Raw genomic sequence first — 22,928 nt, forward strand, 5'->3', positions numbered from 1 at the left:
CTTAGGAGGTGCGAGGGAAACTTATCTATGATTATGAATTTAGGAATTAACTTAATTGAATTAAACGAATTGTTCAGTTTCTGTAGATCCTGCCATGGCAGTCGTTGAAGAAGTACCGCCTGAAATAACTTGTGATACATCATCGAAGTAACCTGTACCTACTTCACGTTGGTGACGAGTAGCTGTATAGCCTTTAGATTCAGAAGCAAACTCTGCTTGTTGTAGTTTAGAGTATGCAGCCATTCCGTTATCTTTATAGTCATGAGCTAGCTCAAACATAGAGTGATTTAATGCATGGAAGCCTGCTAATGTTACGAATTGGAATTTGTATCCTAATTTCCCAAGCTCACGTTGGTATTCCGCAATTTCTTCTTCTGAAAGGTTTGCTTTCCAGTTAAATGAAGGTGAGCAGTTGTAAGCAAGCATTTTACCTGGGAATTCAGCATGAATCGCCGTTGCAAATTCGCGAGCTTCTTCAAGAGATGGCTTAGATGTTTCACACCAGATTAAATCTGCGTATGGTGCGTATGCTAAACCACGAGCAATTGCTTGTTTAATACCTGGTTTTGTACGGAAGAAGCCTTCAGGTGTACGTTCACCAGTAATAAATTCAGCATCACGTGGATCGATATCTGAAGTAACCATATCAGCAGCATCTGCGTCAGTACGTGCGATTAAAATTGTATCTACGCCCATTACATCAGTTGCTAAACGAGCTGCAATTAAGTTACGGACAGCATTTTGTGTAGGAAGTAATACTTTACCTCCTAAGTGTCCACATTTCTTCTCAGAAGCTAATTGGTCTTCTAAATGAACACCTGCTGCTCCAGCTTCAATCATACCTTTTACAAGTTCGAATACATTTAGAGGACCACCGAAACCAGCTTCAGCATCTGCCACGATTGGAGCAAACCAATCGAAATCATCTACTCGACCTTCAGCATGGTCGATTTGATCTGCACGTTGTAGTGCTTGATTAATACGCTTTACTACAGCTGGTACAGAGTTAGCTGGGTATAATGATTGGTCAGGATACATTTGACCAGAAAGGTTAGCATCTGCCGCTACTTGCCAGCCTGATAAGTAAATTGCTTGTAATCCTGCTTTTACTTGTTGCACCGCTTGGTTACCTGTTAGTGCACCTAATGCATTAATGAATGGCTCTTCATGTAGGGATTTCCAAAGTCGTGTAGCACCTTTAGTTGCTAAAGTTTGCTCAATTACTACAGACCCCTGTAATTTAACTACTTCTTCAGCTGTATATGCGCGCTCAATACCAGCCCAACGAGGGTTTTCTGCCCATTGTTTTTCTAAAGCTTGGATTTTTTCTTGACGTGTTGACATATTGAAATTCCACCTTCCCCTTTGTATAAAATATACTCTGTTAAAAAACTTTTTAAATTCTGTTCCATAACAGGTTTATTTGTTGTAAATTAATATATAACAGTACATCTGAATTTTCATTATTTTTAGATAAAATACCGAATTTTAATGATGAAACTATCTTTTTAAGCGACAAAATTTGGTAAACTGTTTACAAATAAGGGGGCTACTCACAATGAATAATGAATTCGATTCTTTACAAAAAGATATTTCACAACAATTTATTACGATGTTACAAGACTGGATTCCACCAAATTCGTCCATCGCCATTGCTGTTAAAAACTCCTATATTTATTTTCACTCTGATTCACACAATATTCATTTAGAAACAGGGCGGCAAGTTGAGCCAGGTAGTATTGCAGCGCAAGTACTACAAACAAAAAAACGTACAGATGCAATTTTAGATAATACTTTATTTGGAACACCATATTACGGTATTGGCTATCCAATACATATACAAGATACTCTAGCTGCATTAGTAGTTGTATTACCTTCAACTTTTACTGTCCAAAAATTAGAACCATATCAATTTTTAACTGGTAAACGAGAGGAAGAATGGAACCCTGTTGCAATTGAGAAAATATCATACCTTGAAAGTCTTCAGAAAAAAACATGGTTTTATGTAGAAAAGGAACAGTTTAAAACGAGTATTACACTCAAAGAGTTACAAATGCGTTTACCACCATTTTTCATTCGTATTCATCGATCATATATTGTGAATATTCATTTCATAAAAAAAATGGCACGGGATCTTACTTCAAATTTTATCGTTACATTAAAAGATGGGACAGAACTGCCAGTCAGCCAATCCTATCTTAATAATCTGCGAAACGCCCTTGAATTTTAGATAAAAAAATGAGTGTATAAAGCAGCAGCATACAAAGTCTATTTGTCGAATAGCCTCAATGCAATTTTAGTGAGGCTTATTCAAATAGACTATTTAAAATACAAAAAAACCTGAGAATAAATTCTCAGGTTTTGATTTGCCTAGCGACGTCCTACTCTCACAGGGGGAAGCCCCCAACTACCATCGGCGCTAAAGAGCTTAACTTCCGTGTTCGGTATGGGAACGGGTGTGACCTCTTTGCCATCATCACTAGACTATTTACGGCTTTCAATATACATCGTATTTCTTTGTCAGCTTCATTCGTTCAGTCAGTCACGTACACAAGTACGCTCCTTCCTTCTCTCAATCGCTTCCGCGAACTACTCGTATCTTGAAACCCTTAGGTTGAAAGTGTTGTTCTTTCAAAACTGGATAAACGTTTCATTGAATGTTTCAAACTTTTTTTGGTTAAGTCCTCGATCGATTAGTATTCGTCAGCTCCATGTGTCACCACACTTCCACCTCGAACCTATCTACCTCATCGTCTTTGAGGGATCTTACTTACTTGCGTAATGGGAAATCTCATCTTGAGGGGGGCTTCATGCTTAGATGCTTTCAGCACTTATCCCGTCCACACATAGCTACCCAGCGATGCCTTTGGCAAGACAACTGGTACACCAGCGGTGTGTCCATCCCGGTCCTCTCGTACTAAGGACAGCTCCTCTCAAATTTCCTACGCCCACGACGGATAGGGACCGAACTGTCTCACGACGTTCTGAACCCAGCTCGCGTACCGCTTTAATGGGCGAACAGCCCAACCCTTGGGACCGACTACAGCCCCAGGATGCGATGAGCCGACATCGAGGTGCCAAACCTCCCCGTCGATGTGGACTCTTGGGGGAGATAAGCCTGTTATCCCCGGGGTAGCTTTTATCCGTTGAGCGATGGCCCTTCCATGCGGAACCACCGGATCACTAAGCCCGTCTTTCGACCCTGCTCGACTTGTAGGTCTCGCAGTCAAGCTCCCTTGTGCCTTTACACTCTACGAATGATTTCCAACCATTCTGAGGGAACCTTTGGGCGCCTCCGTTACCTTTTAGGAGGCGACCGCCCCAGTCAAACTGTCCGCCTGACACTGTCTCCTGCCCCGCTAAGGGGCATGGGTTAGAATTTCAATACAACCAGGGTAGTATCCCACCGACGCCTCCTTCGAAGCTGGCGCTCCGAGATCTCTGGCTCCTACCTATCCTGTACAAGTTGTACCAAAATTCAATATCAGGCTACAGTAAAGCTCCACGGGGTCTTTCCGTCCTGTCGCGGGTAACCTGCATCTTCACAGGTACTATAATTTCACCGAGTCTCTCGTTGAGACAGTGCCCAGATCGTTACGCCTTTCGTGCGGGTCGGAACTTACCCGACAAGGAATTTCGCTACCTTAGGACCGTTATAGTTACGGCCGCCGTTTACTGGGGCTTCAATTCGCAGCTTCGCTTGCGCTAACCACTCCTCTTAACCTTCCAGCACCGGGCAGGCGTCAGCCCCTATACGTCACCTTACGGTTTTGCAGAGACCTGTGTTTTTGCTAAACAGTCGCCTGGGCCTATTCACTGCGGCTCTCGTGCGCTTGCACGCTCAAGAGCACCCCTTCTCCCGAAGTTACGGGGTCATTTTGCCGAGTTCCTTAACGAGAGTTCTCTCGCACACCTTAGGATTCTCTCCTCGACTACCTGTGTCGGTTTGCGGTACGGGCACCTCTCACCTCGATAGAGGCTTTTCTTGGCAGTGTGAAATCAGGAACTTCGTCCATACGGACTCGCCATCACAGCTCAACGTTACAGTGTGCGGATTTGCCTACACACACGCCTTACTGCTTGGACGCGCACAACCAACGGCGCGCTTACCCTATCCTACTGCGTCCCCCCATTTCTCAAACGGTGAGGAGGTGGTACAGGAATATCAACCTGTTGTCCATCGCCTACGCCTATCGGCCTCGGCTTAGGTCCCGACTAACCCTGAGCGGACGAGCCTTCCTCAGGAAACCTTAGTCATACGGTGGACGGGATTCTCACCCGTCTTTCGCTACTCATACCGGCATTCTCACTTCTAAGCGCTCCACCAGTCCTTCCGGTCTGACTTCAACGCACTTAGAACGCTCTCCTACCACTGACATCGTAGATGTCAATCCACAGCTTCGGTGAATCGTTTAGCCCCGATACATTTTCGGCGCAGCGTCACTCGACCAGTGAGCTATTACGCACTCTTTAAATGATGGCTGCTTCTAAGCCAACATCCTGGTTGTCTGTGCAACGCCACATCCTTTTCCACTTAACGATTACTTTGGGACCTTAGCTGGTGGTCTGGGCTGTTTCCCTTTTGACTACGGATCTTATCACTCGCAGTCTGACTCCCGTGTATAAATATCTGGCATTCGGAGTTTGTCTGAATTCGGTAAACCGGGATGGCCCCCTAGTCCAAACAGTGCTCTACCTCCAGTATTCTCATCACGAGGCTAGCCCTAAAGCTATTTCGGAGAGAACCAGCTATCTCCAAGTTCGATTGGAATTTCTCCGCTACCCACACCTCATCCCCGCACTTTTCAACGTGCGTGGGTTCGGGCCTCCAGTAAGTGTTACCTCACCTTCACCCTGGACATGGGTAGATCACCTGGTTTCGGGTCTACGACCACGTACTAATTCGCCCTATTCAGACTCGCTTTCGCTGCGGCTCCGCCTTCTAAAGCTTAACCTCGCACGTAATCGTAACTCGCCGGTTCATTCTACAAAAGGCACGCTATCACCCATTAACGGGCTCTAACTACTTGTAGGCACACGGTTTCAGGATCTCTTTCACTCCCCTTCCGGGGTGCTTTTCACCTTTCCCTCACGGTACTGGTTCACTATCGGTCACTAGGTAGTATTTAGCCTTGGGAGATGGTCCTCCCAGATTCCGACGGAATTTCACGTGTTCCGCCGTACTCAGGATCCACTCTGGAGGGAATAAACTTTCGACTACAGGGCTTTTACCTGCTCTGGCGGACCTTTCCAAGTCGCTTCATCTAACTCATTCCTTTGTAACTCCGTATAGAGTGTCCTACAACCCCAAGAGGCAAGCCTCTTGGTTTGGGCTCTTCCCGTTTCGCTCGCCGCTACTCAGGGAATCGATTTTTCTTTCTCTTCCTCCAGGTACTTAGATGTTTCAGTTCCCTGGGTCTGCCTTCAAGACGCTATGTATTCACGTCGAGATACTACGCGATTAAACGTAGTGGGTTCCCCCATTCGGAAATCTCCGGATCAAAGCTCACTTACAGCTCCCCGAAGCATATCGGTGTTAGTGCCGTCCTTCTTCGGCTCCTAGTGCCAAGGCATTCGCCGTGCGCCCTTAATAACTTAACCGTCAGCTTCCGATATACATCGTAATACAGCGTCAGCTTCATTCGTTCAATCAGTCACGTACGAAAGTACGCTCCTTCACTCACTCAATCGCTTCCTTGTCTTACTCGTATCTCGAAACCTTTTAATGTTATTAAGCCTATAAAAACTTAAAAAAATAAATGTGTTTGTTACAATTTCAATGTCGTTTTATCCAGTTTTCAAAGAACAAATAATAAATTGGTGGAGCCTAGCGGGATCGAACCGCTGACCTCCTGCGTGCAAGGCAGGCGCTCTCCCAGCTGAGCTAAGGCCCCAAGAGGTTATATATGGTGGGCCTAAATGGACTCGAACCATCGACCTCACGCTTATCAGGCGTGCGCTCTAACCAGCTGAGCTATAGGCCCTCTTGGAAGTTTTATAATATTGTTTATAAACCTTCAAAACTGAACGCAAAACGTAATCTTACAAACCCAAGGTTTGTATTCCGAAAATATCCTTAGAAAGGAGGTGATCCAGCCGCACCTTCCGATACGGCTACCTTGTTACGACTTCACCCCAATCATCTATCCCACCTTCGGCGGCTGGCTCCAAAAGGTTACCTCACCGACTTCGGGTGTTACAAACTCTCGTGGTGTGACGGGCGGTGTGTACAAGGCCCGGGAACGTATTCACCGCGGCATGCTGATCCGCGATTACTAGCGATTCCGGCTTCATGTAGGCGAGTTGCAGCCTACAATCCGAACTGAGAACGACTTTATCGGATTAGCTCCCTCTCGCGAGTTGGCAACCGTTTGTATCGTCCATTGTAGCACGTGTGTAGCCCAGGTCATAAGGGGCATGATGATTTGACGTCATCCCCACCTTCCTCCGGTTTGTCACCGGCAGTCACCTTAGAGTGCCCAACTAAATGATGGCAACTAAGATCAAGGGTTGCGCTCGTTGCGGGACTTAACCCAACATCTCACGACACGAGCTGACGACAACCATGCACCACCTGTCACCGTTGTCCCCGAAGGGAAAACCATATCTCTACAGTGGTCAACGGGATGTCAAGACCTGGTAAGGTTCTTCGCGTTGCTTCGAATTAAACCACATGCTCCACCGCTTGTGCGGGCCCCCGTCAATTCCTTTGAGTTTCAGTCTTGCGACCGTACTCCCCAGGCGGAGTGCTTAATGCGTTAGCTGCAGCACTAAGGGGCGGAAACCCCCTAACACTTAGCACTCATCGTTTACGGCGTGGACTACCAGGGTATCTAATCCTGTTTGCTCCCCACGCTTTCGCGCCTCAGTGTCAGTTACAGACCAGATAGTCGCCTTCGCCACTGGTGTTCCTCCAAATCTCTACGCATTTCACCGCTACACTTGGAATTCCACTATCCTCTTCTGCACTCAAGTCTCCCAGTTTCCAATGACCCTCCACGGTTGAGCCGTGGGCTTTCACATCAGACTTAAGAAACCACCTGCGCGCGCTTTACGCCCAATAATTCCGGACAACGCTTGCCACCTACGTATTACCGCGGCTGCTGGCACGTAGTTAGCCGTGGCTTTCTAATAAGGTACCGTCAAGGTACAGCCAGTTACTACTGTACTTGTTCTTCCCTTACAACAGAGTTTTACGAACCGAAATCCTTCTTCACTCACGCGGCGTTGCTCCATCAGGCTTTCGCCCATTGTGGAAGATTCCCTACTGCTGCCTCCCGTAGGAGTCTGGGCCGTGTCTCAGTCCCAGTGTGGCCGATCACCCTCTCAGGTCGGCTACGCATCGTTGCCTTGGTGAGCCGTTACCTCACCAACTAGCTAATGCGCCGCGGGCCCATCCTATAGCGACAGCCGAAACCGTCTTTCAGAATTGTCTCATGAGAGACAAAAGATTATTCGGTATTAGCCCCGGTTTCCCGGAGTTATCCCAAACTATAGGGTAGGTTGCCCACGTGTTACTCACCCGTCCGCCGCTAACGTCAAAGGAGCAAGCTCCTTATCTGTCCGCTCGACTTGCATGTATTAGGCACGCCGCCAGCGTTCGTCCTGAGCCAGGATCAAACTCTCCATAAAAGAAATTTGATTAGCTCAAATTGTTTTGCTGGCATCAATTTTGATGTCCAAAATTTTGTTTCGTTCGCTAACGAAGTTAGCTACTAAAAACTATATTGATTACGTTTTGCTTGTTCAGTTTTCAAGGTTCATTTATTGTAATTGGTGGAGCCTAGCGGGATCGAACCGCTGACCTCCTGCGTGCAAGGCAGGCGCTCTCCCAGCTGAGCTAAGGCCCCATATAAAATCATGTATTAAGGAAATGGTCGGGAAGACAGGATTCGAACCTGCGACCCCTTGGTCCCAAACCAAGTGCTCTACCAAGCTGAGCTACTTCCCGTTCATTTATTGGCGCGCCCGGCAGGAGTCGAACCCACAACCTTCTGATCCGTAGTCAGACGCTCTATCCAATTGAGCTACGGGCGCTTAATATTTAAAAAATGGTGCCGAGGGCCGGAATCGAACCGGCACGGTAGTCACCTACCGCAGGATTTTAAGTCCTGTGCGTCTGCCAGTTCCGCCACCCCGGCACATTTGGAGCGGAAGACGAGGTTCGAACTCGCGACCCCCACCTTGGCAAGGTGGTGTTCTACCACTGAACTACTTCCGCATGTGCATAAGATTATTTATCCTGGCAATTATGAAATTAAAAAATAAATGGTGCGGGTGAAGGGAGTCGAACCCCCACGCCTCGCGGCGCTAGATCCTAAGTCTAGTGCGTCTGCCAATTCCGCCACACCCGCATATTATTGTTGGCAATTATAAAAATGGTGAGCCATGAAGGACTCGAACCTTCGACCCTCTGATTAAAAGTCAGATGCTCTACCAACTGAGCTAATGGCTCAAAAAAATGGTGCCGGCTATAGGAATCGAACCCACGACCTACTGATTACAAGTCAGTTGCTCTACCTGCTGAGCTAAACCGGCATATGGTGGAGGATGACGGGCTCGAACCGCCGACCCTCTGCTTGTAAGGCAGATGCTCTCCCAGCTGAGCTAATCCTCCTGGGTATTATGCCTAGCGACGTCCTACTCTCACAGGGGGAAGCCCCCAACTACCATCGGCGCTAAAGAGCTTAACTTCCGTGTTCGGTATGGGAACGGGTGTGACCTCTTTGCCATCATCACTAGACTATTTAAAAGACAAGATTCATTATAACATAAAATGTTATAATTACAAGCTTTTTTTAAAGCTTTCTTATTCTTTCAAAACTGGATAAACGGTTCATTGAATGTTTCAAACTTTTTTGGTTAAGTCCTCGATCGATTAGTATTCGTCAGCTCCATGTGTCACCACACTTCCACCTCGAACCTATCTACCTCATCGTCTTTGAGGGATCTTACTTACTTGCGTAATGGGAAATCTCATCTTGAGGGGGGCTTCATGCTTAGATGCTTTCAGCACTTATCCCGTCCACACATAGCTACCCAGCGATGCCTTTGGCAAGACAACTGGTACACCAGCGGTGTGTCCATCCCGGTCCTCTCGTACTAAGGACAGCTCCTCTCAAATTTCCTACGCCCACGACGGATAGGGACCGAACTGTCTCACGACGTTCTGAACCCAGCTCGCGTACCGCTTTAATGGGCGAACAGCCCAACCCTTGGGACCGACTACAGCCCCAGGATGCGATGAGCCGACATCGAGGTGCCAAACCTCCCCGTCGATGTGGACTCTTGGGGGAGATAAGCCTGTTATCCCCGGGGTAGCTTTTATCCGTTGAGCGATGGCCCTTCCATGCGGAACCACCGGATCACTAAGCCCGTCTTTCGACCCTGCTCGACTTGTAGGTCTCGCAGTCAAGCTCCCTTGTGCCTTTACACTCTACGAATGATTTCCAACCATTCTGAGGGAACCTTTGGGCGCCTCCGTTACCTTTTAGGAGGCGACCGCCCCAGTCAAACTGTCCGCCTGACACTGTCTCCTGCCCCGCTAAGGGGCATGGGTTAGAATTTCAATACAACCAGGGTAGTATCCCACCGACGCCTCCTTCGAAGCTGGCGCTCCGAGATCTCTGGCTCCTACCTATCCTGTACAAGTTGTACCAAAATTCAATATCAGGCTACAGTAAAGCTCCACGGGGTCTTTCCGTCCTGTCGCGGGTAACCTGCATCTTCACAGGTACTATAATTTCACCGAGTCTCTCGTTGAGACAGTGCCCAGATCGTTACGCCTTTCGTGCGGGTCGGAACTTACCCGACAAGGAATTTCGCTACCTTAGGACCGTTATAGTTACGGCCGCCGTTTACTGGGGCTTCAATTCGCAGCTTCGCTTGCGCTAACCACTCCTCTTAACCTTCCAGCACCGGGCAGGCGTCAGCCCCTATACGTCACCTTACGGTTTTGCAGAGACCTGTGTTTTTGCTAAACAGTCGCCTGGGCCTATTCACTGCGGCTCTCGTGCGCTTGCACGCTCAAGAGCACCCCTTCTCCCGAAGTTACGGGGTCATTTTGCCGAGTTCCTTAACGAGAGTTCTCTCGCACACCTTAGGATTCTCTCCTCGACTACCTGTGTCGGTTTGCGGTACGGGCACCTCTCACCTCGATAGAGGCTTTTCTTGGCAGTGTGAAATCAGGAACTTCGTCCATACGGACTCGCCATCACAGCTCAACGTTACAGTGTGCGGATTTGCCTACACACACGCCTTACTGCTTGGACGCGCACAACCAACGGCGCGCTTACCCTATCCTACTGCGTCCCCCCATTTCTCAAACGGTGAGGAGGTGGTACAGGAATATCAACCTGTTGTCCATCGCCTACGCCTATCGGCCTCGGCTTAGGTCCCGACTAACCCTGAGCGGACGAGCCTTCCTCAGGAAACCTTAGTCATACGGTGGACGGGATTCTCACCCGTCTTTCGCTACTCATACCGGCATTCTCACTTCTAAGCGCTCCACCAGTCCTTCCGGTCTGACTTCAACGCACTTAGAACGCTCTCCTACCACTGACATCGTAGATGTCAATCCACAGCTTCGGTGAATCGTTTAGCCCCGATACATTTTCGGCGCAGCGTCACTCGACCAGTGAGCTATTACGCACTCTTTAAATGATGGCTGCTTCTAAGCCAACATCCTGGTTGTCTGTGCAACGCCACATCCTTTTCCACTTAACGATTACTTTGGGACCTTAGCTGGTGGTCTGGGCTGTTTCCCTTTTGACTACGGATCTTATCACTCGCAGTCTGACTCCCGTGTATAAATATCTGGCATTCGGAGTTTGTCTGAATTCGGTAAACCGGGATGGCCCCCTAGTCCAAACAGTGCTCTACCTCCAGTATTCTCATCACGAGGCTAGCCCTAAAGCTATTTCGGAGAGAACCAGCTATCTCCAAGTTCGATTGGAATTTCTCCGCTACCCACACCTCATCCCCGCACTTTTCAACGTGCGTGGGTTCGGGCCTCCAGTAAGTGTTACCTCACCTTCACCCTGGACATGGGTAGATCACCTGGTTTCGGGTCTACGACCACGTACTAATTCGCCCTATTCAGACTCGCTTTCGCTGCGGCTCCGCCTTCTAAAGCTTAACCTCGCACGTAATCGTAACTCGCCGGTTCATTCTACAAAAGGCACGCTATCACCCATTAACGGGCTCTAACTACTTGTAGGCACACGGTTTCAGGATCTCTTTCACTCCCCTTCCGGGGTGCTTTTCACCTTTCCCTCACGGTACTGGTTCACTATCGGTCACTAGGTAGTATTTAGCCTTGGGAGATGGTCCTCCCAGATTCCGACGGAATTTCACGTGTTCCGCCGTACTCAGGATCCACTCTGGAGGGAATAAACTTTCGACTACAGGGCTTTTACCTGCTCTGGCGGACCTTTCCAAGTCGCTTCATCTAACTCATTCCTTTGTAACTCCGTATAGAGTGTCCTACAACCCCAAGAGGCAAGCCTCTTGGTTTGGGCTCTTCCCGTTTCGCTCGCCGCTACTCAGGGAATCGATTTTTCTTTCTCTTCCTCCAGGTACTTAGATGTTTCAGTTCCCTGGGTCTGCCTTCAAGACGCTATGTATTCACGTCAAGATACTACGCGATTAAACGTAGTGGGTTCCCCCATTCGGAAATCTCCGGATCAAAGCTCACTTACAGCTCCCCGAAGCATATCGGTGTTAGTGCCGTCCTTCTTCGGCTCCTAGTGCCAAGGCATTCGCCGTGCGCCCTTAATAACTTAACCTAGTTATTAAGCCTAAAAAACTTAATTTAAAAATAAATGTGTTTGTTACAATTTCAATGTCGTTTTATCCAGTTTTCAAAGAACAAGTTTTGAAGTATTTCATCTAATTGATGAACCTTCAAAACTGAACGCAAAACGTAATCTTACAAACCCAAGGTTTGTATTCCGAAAATATCCTTAGAAAGGAGGTGATCCAGCCGCACCTTCCGATACGGCTACCTTGTTACGACTTCACCCCAATCATCTATCCCACCTTCGGCGGCTGGCTCCAAAAGGTTACCTCACCGACTTCGGGTGTTACAAACTCTCGTGGTGTGACGGGCGGTGTGTACAAGGCCCGGGAACGTATTCACCGCGGCATGCTGATCCGCGATTACTAGCGATTCCGGCTTCATGTAGGCGAGTTGCAGCCTACAATCCGAACTGAGAACGACTTTATCGGATTAGCTCCCTCTCGCGAGTTGGCAACCGTTTGTATCGTCCATTGTAGCACGTGTGTAGCCCAGGTCATAAGGGGCATGATGATTTGACGTCATCCCCACCTTCCTCCGGTTTGTCACCGGCAGTCACCTTAGAGTGCCCAACTAAATGATGGCAACTAAGATCAAGGGTTGCGCTCGTTGCGGGACTTAACCCAACATCTCACGACACGAGCTGACGACAACCATGCACCACCTGTCACCGTTGTCCCCGAAGGGAAAACTATATCTCTACAGTGGTCAACGGGATGTCAAGACCTGGTAAGGTTCTTCGCGTTGCTTCGAATTAAACCACATGCTCCACCGCTTGTGCGGGCCCCCGTCAATTCCTTTGAGTTTCAGTCTTGCGACCGTACTCCCCAGGCGGAGTGCTTAATGCGTTAGCTGCAGCACTAAGGGGCGGAAACCCCCTAACACTTAGCACTCATCGTTTACGGCGTGGACTACCAGGGTATCTAATCCTGTTTGCTCCCCACGCTTTCGCGCCTCAGTGTCAGTTACAGACCAGATAGTCGCCTTCGCCACTGGTGTTCCTCCAAATCTCTACGCATTTCACCGCTACACTTGGAATTCCACTATCCTCTTCTGCACTCAAGTCTCCCAGTTTCCAATGACCCTCCACGGTTGAGCCGTGGGCTTTCACATCAGACTTAAGAAACCACCTGCGCGCGCTTTACGCCCAATAATTCCGGACAACGCTTGCCACCTACGTATTACCGCGGCTGCTGGCACGTAGTTAGCCGTGGCTTTCTAATAAGGTACCGTCAAGGTACAGCCAGTTACTACTGTACTTGTTCTTCCCTTACAACAGAGTTTTACGAACCGAAATCCTTCTTCACTCACGCGGCGTTGCTCCATCAGGCTTTCGCCCATTGTGGAAGATTCCCTACTGCTGCCTCCCGTAGGAGTCTGGGCCGTGTCTCAGTCCCAGTGTGGCCGATCACCCTCTCAGGTCGGCTACGCATCGTTGCCTTGGTGAGCCGTTACCTCACCAACTAGCTAATGCGCCGCGGGCCCATCCTATAGCGACAGCCGAAACCGTCTTTCAGAATTGTCTCATGAGAGACAAAAGATTATTCGGTATTAGCCCCGGTTTCCCGGAGTTATCCCAAACTATAGGGTAGGTTGCCCACGTGTTACTCACCCGTCCGCCGCTAACGTCAAAGGAGCAAGCTCCTTATCTGTCCGCTCGACTTGCATGTATTAGGCACGCCGCCAGCGTTCGTCCTGAGCCAGGATCAAACTCTCCATAAAAGAAATTTGATTAGCTCAAATTGTTTTGCTGGCATCAATTTTGATGTCCAAAATTTTGTTTCGTTCACTAACGAAGTTAGCTACTAAAAACTATATTGATTACGTTTTGCTTGTTCAGTTTTCAAGGTTCATTTCGTTACCGCTAATTTCAGTAACTTTTATATAATAACATTTTCGATTTTCTTTGTCAACAACTTTTTGAAATATTTTATTTCCTTAAGAAGTGACAACTTTTATATCTTACCACTTTGCAATGTTGATGTCAACACTTTTTTGTGATGTTATTAATAATTTGTAGTGCTTAATGTTGCGTCGTCTTAGCGACAAGTAATAATTTATCACGATTTTATAATCTCTGCAAGTGTTTTTCTATAAAAATATCATTTTATGAAAAAAAGGTTATTAGTAAGCTATTAATAGCTTATTCTAGCTTTCATATTTTTGCATTTATTGATACTATACAACACTATTTTTACTATACCGCTGTTTTTGTAATTTCACAATAAAATAAGGAGACCCTTTTATATAAAGGATCTCCTTATTTTAATTTTATTTAGCAGTGTGGCGCATTGTTGGGAATAATAACACGTCACGAATTGATGGAGAGTTTGTAAGAAGCATGATTAAACGGTCAATACCAATACCTAAACCACCTGTTGGAGGCATACCGAATTCTAAAGCTTCAATAAAGTCATTATCCATTTCGTGGGCTTCGTCGTTACCCGCTTCTTTTTCAGCTAATTGTGCCTCAAAGCGTTCGCGTTGATCGATTGGGTCATTTAGTTCTGTAAATGCATTTGCATGCTCACGACGTACGATAAACAGCTCAAAACGATCTGTAAAACGCTCGTCCTCTGGATTTTTCTTCGCTAAAGGAGAGATTTCTACTGGGTGTCCGAATACAAATGTCGGCTGTACTAGCGTTTCTTCTACTTTTTGCTCGAAGAATTCATTAATAATATGTCCAACCTCATGTGCAGCCTTCACTTCTACTCCATGCTCTTGAGCAAGTGCTTGAGCTTGTTCTTTTGTCATCGGTTGCCAGAAGTCTACACCTGTAGCTTCTTTAACAGCATCTACCATGTGAACACGTCTCCAACCCACTGCTAGGTTGATCTCATCTTCACCGTATTGAACTGATGTTGTGCCAAGTACTTCTTGTGCTACATGTGCAATTAAGTTCTCTGTTAACGACATAATATCTTTGTAGTCCGCATATGCTTCGTACAGCTCAATCATCGTGAACTCTGGATTGTGACGAGTTGAAATTCCTTCATTACGGAATACACGACCAATTTCATAAACTTTTTCTAGCCCACCAACGATTAAACGTTTTAAGTGCAACTCGATAGCGATACGCATATAAAGTTCCATATCTAATGCATTGTGGTGAGTGATGAATGGACGAGCCGCTGCACCACCTGCAATAGTATGAAGCATTGGTGTTTCCACCTCTAAATAGCCTGCGTTATCTAAATAATTGCGAATAGCACGTATAATTTTAGAACGTGTAATAAATGTTTTTTTGCTATCTTCATTTGTCATTAAATCTAAGTAACGTTGACGGTAACGTTGTTCTACATCCTGCAAGCCGTGGAATTTTTCTGGCATTGGACGTAGCGCTTTTGTTAGGAATGTAAATCCTTCAGCCTTAACTGAAAGTTCTCCCACTTGCGTACGGAATACGTTACCACGTACACCTACGATATCGCCTAGGTCAGCTTGCTTAAATAAATCATAAGCTTCTTCACCTACATGGTCTTGACGAACATAGATTTGAATTTGGCCACCTAAATCTTGAATATGCGCAAACCCAGCTTTCCCTTTACCGCGCTTTGTCATAATACGACCTGCGATAATAACTTCTTGTAAGTTTTCTTCTAACTGTTCTTTTGTTTGATCTGCGAATTGTTCACGAACTTCTGTAGATAAGTGTGTACGTTCAAATCGACTACCAAATGGATCTTGTCCATTCTCTTGAATAGCAGTCATCTTTTGACGTCTCACCAAAAGCTGATCATTTAACTCTTCTATATTTGACACTTGTTTCACTCCTTATTAAATTGTCCGCGTTTACGTCCATAATATTTCTATTGTACACAATTTTAAAGCTGTATTCATCTGTTTCGGTTTAATTTCCAAAAGAGTTGAAATTATTAATAATTCTAAAAATTAAAGTTAGCTGCATTAGAAATAACTTATATACCCGCGTTAGTTCTATTCATTCTTGTCAGACAAACATATAAAAAAGAGGCATCTCACGTTAAAATTGAGAGGCCTCTTTTCTATTTATATAACTATTTCTTTATGCTCGGGTGCAAAAATGCCAGACTCCAGTTCTTCATACTCTTGCACTATTCCATTTAAAATCGCACGTAGCTCAACTGCTGTTTCGGTTTGATTAATAGCGCTACGAGCTTTACCGTTACCACGAATGCCTTTTAAATACCACGATGCGTGCTTACGCATTTCGCGCACAGCCACACTCTCGCCTTTTAATTGCAGTAGACGTTCAAAGTGCAGTAAGCATACATCCATTTTTTCGCGCACTCCAGGCTCGTCTTTTAGCTCACCTGTTTCTAAATATTGAACTGTACGATAAATCATCCACGGATTACCTAATGCCGCACGTCCTATCATGACCGCATCTACACCTGTTGTATCAAGCATACGTTTTGCATCTTGCGGCGTTTCAACATCACCATTGCCAAGCACTGGAATATTAACATTTTCCTTTACTTGACGAATAATATCCCAGTTTGCTCTACCTTCGTACATTTGCACACGAGTACGGCCATGAACAGCTAGAGCAGAGGCGCCAGCACGTTCTGCAGCCTGCGCGTTTTCCACAGCAAAGATATGTTCATCATCCCAGCCAATACGCATTTTTACGCTGACTGGCTTTTTCACAGCATCTACAACTGCTGCGACCATTTCATAAATTTTGTTAGGATCTAGCAGTAACCGAGCGCCTGCTTCACACTTAATAATTTTATTAACTGGACAGCCCATATTAATATCAATAATATCAGCATTTGTATTTTCATCTACATACTTTGCCGCTTCTACTAATGTCGTTTTATCTCCACCAAAAATTTGCAATGAAAGGGGATTTTCACGTTCATCGATATAAAGCATACCTAACGTTTTTTCGTTTTTATTAACGATTCCTTTATCACTAATCATTTCAGCATATACAAGCCCCGCTCCGAATTCTTTTACCGTTAATCGGAAAGCAGAGTTACAAATCCCAGCCATTGGTGCTAAGACGACACGGTTGTCCATGACAATATCGCCAATTTGAAACGGCTTCTCAGATGTCTGACTCAACGTCGATTTCCTCCTTCTACGGGCTTTTACCCTACATTCCTAAAGCTCTATTGTTAGTGCTTAGACCATGATCGTTAAGCTAAGCACAAATATTAAAGTATTACCGACTTATGCACATTATTTCATAGACGGCATAAATCTCATATCCGATGAGTCTTTCCATAGCATTACGCCCTCTGCTTGGCAATTTAGCTGTTTCAACGTGTCATGCGCTCGTTGTAATTGCTCACCCACGGGTGTAGGTGTAATTTCTATTAGAGGTACTAACACGAAAGCCCGTTCATACATTCTTGGATGTGGAACAAGCAAACTCTCTGTTTCAATATTCTCGTGATTGTAGAGTAAAATGTCAAGGTCAATGATTCGAGGTCCCCACCGAAACTCTCGCACACGACCTAGCTCATTCTCTACCGACTGACAAATCTTCAGCATTTCCGAAGAAGAGCAGCTCGTTCTAATAGCAACCGCAATATTTAAAAAATCCGCTTGGTCAGTGTAACCTACAGCCGCGGTTTCATATATAGAAGATATACGAATAACCTCTACGCCTTCTTTTTCCATCAAAAGCTCGATTGCTCGCTGAAGGTTTTCATAGCGCTCACCAATATTTGTACCAATAGATAGATACACATCATTCATCAGAAATCACCTCGAGTAATCTCAACCGAAACTTCTTTATAATAACCATGTATCGGAGGATCTGGTTTGATGAGCTCAACCCGAACACCTTTTACTTTGTCAGGGTAAGCAGAAAGTATACTGTTTGCCATTTTCGATACGAGTGCTTCGATTAACTTAAACGGCTCACCCTCAACAATGTCACGACAGAGTTCATATACTTCCGCATAATTAACAGTGTATGCTAAATCATCTGTTAGTCCCGCTTCTGTCATATCGACCGCCAACGAAACATTAGCACGGAAGCGTTGACCAAGTGTTGTTTCTGCCGCTAAAACACCGTGGTAACCATAAAACTGCATGTCCTTTAAATGAATATAGTCCATTATGCTTCCTCCTCATATATACGTTTGCCGACTAACACATCCGTCATTTGTGAAGCACGGGCCATTTCCTTTACATCATGTACACGAATCATATGGCAGCCTTTTTCTATACCATAAACAACGGTTGCACTTGTACCTTCTATTCGCTCTTCTACAGGAAGCTTCAATACATTGCCGATCATTGATTTACGTGAAGTTGCTAATAATACTGGATAACCCATGTCCACTAAATCAGCAAGATGCTGCATCATTGCAATATTATGAGACGTTGTTTTAGCAAACCCTATACCAGGATCTAATATAATATGCTTATCTGGCACACCTGCCTTTTTAGCGATGGCAATACTTTCTTCTAGGTCGGCTTTTGCTGTTGCCCAAAAATCATTTCCGTAGTCCATGTTATCGCGATTATGCATTAAAATTATCGGGACATTGAGTTCTGAAGCAACCTGTGCAATGGCAGGTTCTGATTTTGCACCCCAAATATCATTAATAATATGCGCACCCGCTTCAACTGCAGCACGTGCTACGTTCGCTTTATACGTATCAACCGAAATAATCGCTGGTACTTCTGCTATTAACGCCTGAATTACTGGTACAATGCGAGCAATTTCATCTTCATCAGAAATACGCTCATAGCCAGGGCGTGTCGATTCGCCGCCTACATCAATAATTTTCGCCCCATCAGCGACCATTTTTTTAGCTTGTTCTACCGCTGCCTCGACGTTATTGTATTTTCCTCCGTCAGAAAAAGAATCTGGCGTGACATTTAAAATACCCATCACGAAAGTTTCGCTTGTATAATCTAATGTAATCCCGTTAATCGTTAACGGTGTGATATATTTTTCTAGCATTTTGACGCTCCTTCTATTCTTGTTCCACTTCTTTGACAAACGCTTCATGTAAACGCAAATAAATAGGTCCTCTATTGCCTAACAACTGTATATCTTCTAATCTACAAATCGGAACAAGCTCTTGCACAGAGTTTGTAATAAAACATTCGCTGCCTTGCTCCACATCATTTTTAGTAAAAAGACCTTCTTGTATTTCAATACCTAGTGATTGTGCACGCTCAATTACCCATGCTCGCGTTATCCCAGGCAAAATACCAGCTTCTAAAGAAGGCGTATATAGTATATCATTTTTCACCCAGAAAATATTTGATGTGACACCTTCCGCGACATAACCAGTCTCTGTTAAAAAGAAACCTTCCTGTTCAGCCAATGAGGGCATTTCAAATCTTCCTAAAACGTTATTGCCATAATGATGTGACTTTACACGCAACTCACCCTCAGGCGTATTCCGTCTTGTCTCCAACCATTGTGCTGTTTTTTCTTTGCCACGCGGTGCATCAAGTAATTCTTTACGAAAGATAATAACATTAGGTTGGGTATATTCCCTCGGTTGCAAACCTATACCATGCTCACCAGCAGATACATTTACACGAAAATAACCATCTTGTCCACCCGCTACTGCATTTAATCGTTCACAAACAGCAAGCAATTCCTGTTCTGTATATGGCATTTGAATGCGGAATTGTAAGAGGGCCGTTTGCAACCTTTCCATATGGGCATCCCAAAACAGCACGTTCCCGTTATAAGTACGAAACGTCTCAAAAAAACCTAACCCATACAAAAAGCCGTGGTCAAATGGTGAGATTCGTAATTCATCCGCCGCTACGTAGTTTCCATTAATCCAGCACTGCATTTTGCTTCGCTCCTTGTACATACAATTCAATAAAATGTCGCAGAAGCTTTTTCCCCTGTTCGGTCATAATAGATTCTGGATGATATTGCACACCTTCTATTGGATAGTCTCTATGACGAATACCCATAATTTCTCCTTCTTCCGTCCATGCTGTTACATCAAAGCATTCTGGTAATGATTCTTTCTCCACAATAAGGGAATGATAACGCGTTGCTTTAAATGGATTGGGCATACCTGCATGTAGCCCTATTTCCGCATGTAACACTGGAGACGTTTTACCGTGCATTAAACGCTCAGCACGAATAACATGTCCGCCAAATACTTGGGCAATTGCTTGATGTCCTAGACATACACCTAAAATAGGAATATTTCCCGCGAAATAACGAATAATGTTTAAACTTTCACCCGCTTCGTTCGGACTACAAGGTCCTGGAGAAATAACAATCATATCAGGGGCAAGTTTTTCAATATCTGCAATCGTTAACGAATCATTTCTTTTCACAATTAATTCATGTCCAAACTCACCAAAATACTGCACAAGATTATATGTAAAAGAATCATAGTTATCAATCATTAAAATCATTTTGCTCGCTCCTCCGCCATAGCTTTCGCTTGCCACATTGCTTTTGCTTTATTTAGAGACTCTTGGTATTCTCTTTCTGGTACAGAATCTATGACAATACCTGCACCCGCTTGTATATGAGCCATGCCATCTTTAACAAATGCCGTTCGAATCACAATATTTAATTCCATATCTCCTGTATAGCCTAGCCAACCAATAGAGCCTGTATATAATCCTCGTCGAACGGGTTCCAGTTCTTCTATAATTTCCATCGTACGAATTTTAGGTGCGCCCGTAATCGTTCCGCCTGGGAACATCGCTCGCACAACATCTGCATTTGTCTTTCCATCAGCTATTTCACCACGGACATTTGACACAATATGCATCACGTGTGAATAGCGTTCAATCACCATAAATTCGTCTACTTCAACAGTTCCGTAGGCTGAAACTCTCCCTAAATCATTACGCTCTAAATCTACAAGCATTACATGCTCAGCTCGCTCTTTCTCGTTATCAATCAATTCATGCGCCAATGCAATGTCTTCCTCTTGCGACTTCCCTCTTGGACGCGTACCTGCTATTGGTCGTGTTGATAGCTCATTACCATGGCGCTTTACAAGCAACTCAGGTGATCCTGACACAACAGCGAACTCAGGCGCTTCAATATATGCCATATACGGCGACGGGTTAAATGCACGTAATGCCTCATAAACATCCATCGCGGTAGCATTTAGCGTTTTAGATTGACGTACAGATAAATTCACTTGGAACACGTCACCTTGTGCTATATATGTTTGAATTTTTCTCACTGCCGCTTCAAAATCCGTTCCTGCGAACGATACAAGTAATTCACTTTCATCATTAACCACTTCAACAGCACTGGTCTTTTCAAATTTTCGTAATTGTAAACCTTCCTGTGCCGCCACTTGCCATGCTTGCGCGCGCTCTTCTAGATTTACATCGCTGTTTGCTAACTTCATAAGCGTCACTGCATTTGTCTTAACATCATGTACTGCCCAACAGTCAAATAAATAAAAATAAATATCTGGCACCATTAAATCATCTGTTGCTACTATTGGTAGCTCTTCAATTTTTCGAGCGTAATCGTATGACACAAAGCCAATTGCACCCCCCTGAAAAACGGGTAGCTCAGGGTCATAAGCTAATTGATAGGTAGCTACTAATTGTTCTAGTAAATCAAGCGGCTCACCTAATAACATTTCACTGCTCCCATTTCTCCACTTTACTAATAGACCACCTTCAATTGATTGGGCTGTTGCAAGAGGTTGCCAAGCCGCAATTGAATAATGCCCTCCACGTCCACTCTCTAAAAAAACATGTGCTTGTTCATGTTCTGTTTGCTTCTTATAACTATAAAAAAACGCGTCTGCGTCCATCTCCGTCGTTATGGTAAATAATGTGTTCACGTTACTCTTCCCCTTTGAATCATATGATGTGATTCCATCTTAACTAGAAAAATGAAAAGATGCGAATGTTTTTGCTAACAATTAAATACTATAACCATTCCTCATATTGCAACAGATTGTATGCACAATGCCAGCACACTTCAGTACCAATTGCATTTGCTCCCTGTCAAAACGCCAAAAGAGAGATGATGGTAGTGGACGAATGGGGGCTCCTGCGCATATTGAGGGTTGCGGCTTACATACATGCCTGCAAAAAGGACACGTATGGCACAAAGCATGTCGCCATCACTATTCTAAAAAGAAAAAACTGTAGGCAAACTCAATTTAATGAGTTTGCCTACAGTTTGCGAGACTCGTAGGAGAGCCTTTTTTATTTTTATTAGTCTTCAAATTGATATAAAGGTGTAGATAGGTAACGCTCACCATTTGAAGGTACAATGGCAAGAACATTTGAGCCTTTGCCTAAACGTTTTGCAGTTTCGATTGCTGCATAAATTGCTGCTCCTGACGAAATACCGCATAGAATACCCTCTTCACGTGCAACTTTACGAGCTACATCAAACGCAATTTCATTTTCTACAGGGAATACTGATGAGTAAACATCTGTATCTAATACTGCAGGCACAAATCCAGCACCAATACCTTGAATTTTATGTGGACCTGGTTGACCACCTGAAAGTACTGGAGAGTCTTTTGGCTCAACAGCAATAATTTCGATTTCAGGGTACTTCTCTTTTAATACGCTACCAGCACCCGTAATTGTACCACCTGTACCAACACCCGCAATAAACGCATCTAATTTTAAGCCATCAAATGCTTCTACGATTTCTGGACCTGTAGTTAAACGGTGTACAACCGCATTAGCTGGGTTTGTGAATTGTTGAGGTAAAAAGTATCCATGCTCTGCTGATAATTCTTCTGCCTTTGCGATAGCGCCTTTCATACCTGCTGGTCCAGGAGTTAACACTAAATCGGCACCGTATGCACGCAATAAATTGCGGCGCTCTAAACTCATTGTTTCTGGCATTACTAAGATTGCTTTATATCCTTTAGCTGCAGCGATCATTGCTAATCCAATCCCAGTATTACCTGAAGTAGGTTCAATAATAGTGCCACCTGGTTTTAGCGTGCCGTCTTGTTCAGCAGCTTCGATCATTGCTAACGCTAAACGGTCTTTTACAGAGCTTCCTGGGTTAAAATACTCTAATTTAACATAAACAGTACCTTCGTTCTCACCTGTTGCATGATTTAATTTTACAATTGGTGTTTTACCAACTAATTCAGCTACCGAGTTTGCTAATCTACTCATTTATCAATCCACTCCTAATCCCTACTATTTTTATAGGTTTTACTTATTTTGTATTTTATCAATTTTTCAG

The 22,928-nt window shown here is 44.9% G+C and carries 11 protein-coding genes, 11 tRNA genes and 6 rRNA genes; 1 reads left to right on the forward strand and 27 read right to left on the reverse strand.

What is annotated here, in order from left to right; genetic code table 11:
* Positions 1-60: 60 nt before the first annotated feature.
* Entirely contained in the window at positions 61-1,344 is a 1,284-nt protein-coding gene (gene aceA, locus JNUCC52_RS13025; RefSeq protein ID WP_228134282.1) for an isocitrate lyase, read from the reverse strand.
* 214 nt (positions 1,345-1,558) lie between these two features.
* Between aceA and JNUCC52_RS13030 the strand changes: the two genes are divergently transcribed.
* Positions 1,559-2,230 (forward strand): LytTR family DNA-binding domain-containing protein, encoded by a 672-nt coding sequence (locus tag JNUCC52_RS13030; RefSeq protein WP_337980128.1) that lies wholly within the window; start codon positions 1,559-1,561, stop codon positions 2,228-2,230.
* 138 nt (positions 2,231-2,368) lie between these two features.
* On the opposite strand, the gene rrf (JNUCC52_RS13035) is transcribed toward JNUCC52_RS13030, so the two are convergent.
* The 26 genes from rrf (JNUCC52_RS13035) to cysK form a co-directional block, all read right to left on the reverse strand.
* Positions 2,369-2,484 (reverse strand): 5S ribosomal RNA (rrf, locus tag JNUCC52_RS13035).
* A gap of 189 nt (positions 2,485-2,673) precedes the next feature.
* A 23S ribosomal RNA gene (locus JNUCC52_RS13040) occupies positions 2,674-5,601 on the reverse strand.
* A 217-nt stretch (positions 5,602-5,818) separates the two neighbouring features.
* Positions 5,819-5,894: transfer RNA gene (locus JNUCC52_RS13045), tRNA-Ala, on the reverse strand.
* Between the two features lie 13 nt (positions 5,895-5,907).
* Positions 5,908-5,984: transfer RNA gene (locus JNUCC52_RS13050), tRNA-Ile, on the reverse strand.
* A gap of 96 nt (positions 5,985-6,080) precedes the next feature.
* A 16S ribosomal RNA gene (locus JNUCC52_RS13055) occupies positions 6,081-7,632 on the reverse strand.
* Between the two features lie 142 nt (positions 7,633-7,774).
* Positions 7,775-7,850, reverse strand: a tRNA-Ala gene (locus JNUCC52_RS13060).
* A gap of 24 nt (positions 7,851-7,874) precedes the next feature.
* Positions 7,875-7,951, reverse strand: a tRNA-Pro gene (locus JNUCC52_RS13065).
* A 9-nt stretch (positions 7,952-7,960) separates the two neighbouring features.
* A tRNA-Arg gene (locus JNUCC52_RS13070) sits at positions 7,961-8,037 on the reverse strand.
* Between the two features lie 15 nt (positions 8,038-8,052).
* Positions 8,053-8,141 (reverse strand) — tRNA-Leu (locus JNUCC52_RS13075).
* Positions 8,142-8,146: 5 nt separating this feature from the next.
* Positions 8,147-8,221, reverse strand: a tRNA-Gly gene (locus JNUCC52_RS13080).
* Positions 8,222-8,269: 48 nt separating this feature from the next.
* Positions 8,270-8,354, reverse strand: a tRNA-Leu gene (locus JNUCC52_RS13085).
* A gap of 25 nt (positions 8,355-8,379) precedes the next feature.
* Positions 8,380-8,455, reverse strand: a tRNA-Lys gene (locus JNUCC52_RS13090).
* Between the two features lie 7 nt (positions 8,456-8,462).
* Positions 8,463-8,538 (reverse strand) — tRNA-Thr (locus tag JNUCC52_RS13095).
* 3 nt (positions 8,539-8,541) lie between these two features.
* Positions 8,542-8,617: transfer RNA gene (locus tag JNUCC52_RS13100), tRNA-Val, on the reverse strand.
* Between the two features lie 10 nt (positions 8,618-8,627).
* Positions 8,628-8,743 (reverse strand): 5S ribosomal RNA (rrf, locus tag JNUCC52_RS13105).
* Between the two features lie 115 nt (positions 8,744-8,858).
* Positions 8,859-11,786: ribosomal RNA gene (locus tag JNUCC52_RS13110) — 23S ribosomal RNA — on the reverse strand.
* A 181-nt stretch (positions 11,787-11,967) separates the two neighbouring features.
* Positions 11,968-13,519: ribosomal RNA gene (locus JNUCC52_RS13115) — 16S ribosomal RNA — on the reverse strand.
* Together the 16S, 23S and 5S rRNA genes with 11 tRNA genes alongside form the textbook arrangement of a ribosomal RNA operon.
* A gap of 549 nt (positions 13,520-14,068) precedes the next feature.
* Positions 14,069-15,571, reverse strand: coding sequence for a lysine--tRNA ligase (gene lysS, locus JNUCC52_RS13120; RefSeq protein WP_337980129.1), 1,503 nt, complete (start codon positions 15,569-15,571; stop codon positions 14,069-14,071).
* A gap of 237 nt (positions 15,572-15,808) precedes the next feature.
* On the reverse strand, positions 15,809-16,849 hold the full coding sequence (dusB, locus tag JNUCC52_RS13125; RefSeq protein ID WP_228134279.1) for a tRNA dihydrouridine synthase DusB: 1,041 nt from the start codon (positions 16,847-16,849) through the stop codon (positions 15,809-15,811).
* Between the two features lie 117 nt (positions 16,850-16,966).
* A complete protein-coding gene (folK, locus tag JNUCC52_RS13130; RefSeq protein WP_228134278.1) occupies positions 16,967-17,488 on the reverse strand; it encodes a 2-amino-4-hydroxy-6-hydroxymethyldihydropteridine diphosphokinase in 522 nt (173 codons plus the stop codon).
* The gene (gene folB / locus JNUCC52_RS13135) at positions 17,488-17,853 is read right to left on the reverse strand and encodes a dihydroneopterin aldolase (RefSeq protein ID WP_228134277.1); all 366 of its coding nucleotides are present in this window, start codon (positions 17,851-17,853) and stop codon (positions 17,488-17,490) included. The genes folK and folB overlap by 1 nt, the downstream gene beginning before the upstream one ends.
* Positions 17,853-18,707, reverse strand: coding sequence for a dihydropteroate synthase (gene folP / locus JNUCC52_RS13140; protein ID WP_228134276.1), 855 nt, complete (start codon positions 18,705-18,707; stop codon positions 17,853-17,855). Before folP ends, folB begins: the two co-directional genes overlap by 1 nt.
* Positions 18,708-18,720: 13 nt before the next feature.
* Entirely contained in the window at positions 18,721-19,560 is an 840-nt protein-coding gene (gene pabC / locus JNUCC52_RS13145) for an aminodeoxychorismate lyase (RefSeq protein ID WP_337980130.1), read from the reverse strand.
* A complete protein-coding gene (pabA, locus tag JNUCC52_RS13150; protein WP_337980131.1) occupies positions 19,544-20,143 on the reverse strand; it encodes an aminodeoxychorismate/anthranilate synthase component II in 600 nt (199 codons plus the stop codon). The genes pabC and pabA overlap by 17 nt, the downstream gene beginning before the upstream one ends.
* Complete coding sequence (locus JNUCC52_RS13155) at positions 20,140-21,519, reverse strand: anthranilate synthase component I family protein (protein ID WP_228134497.1); 1,380 nt, start codon at positions 21,517-21,519, stop codon at positions 20,140-20,142. The genes pabA and JNUCC52_RS13155 overlap by 4 nt, the downstream gene beginning before the upstream one ends.
* 409 nt (positions 21,520-21,928) lie before the next feature.
* Positions 21,929-22,858, reverse strand: coding sequence for a cysteine synthase A (cysK, locus tag JNUCC52_RS13160; protein WP_337980132.1), 930 nt, complete (start codon positions 22,856-22,858; stop codon positions 21,929-21,931).
* Positions 22,859-22,928 lie beyond the last annotated feature (70 nt).

Origin of the sequence: Lysinibacillus sp. JNUCC-52, from assembly GCF_015999545.1 — a bacterium.
In the GTDB taxonomy this organism is placed as follows: Bacteria; Bacillota; Bacilli; order Bacillales_A; family Planococcaceae; genus Lysinibacillus.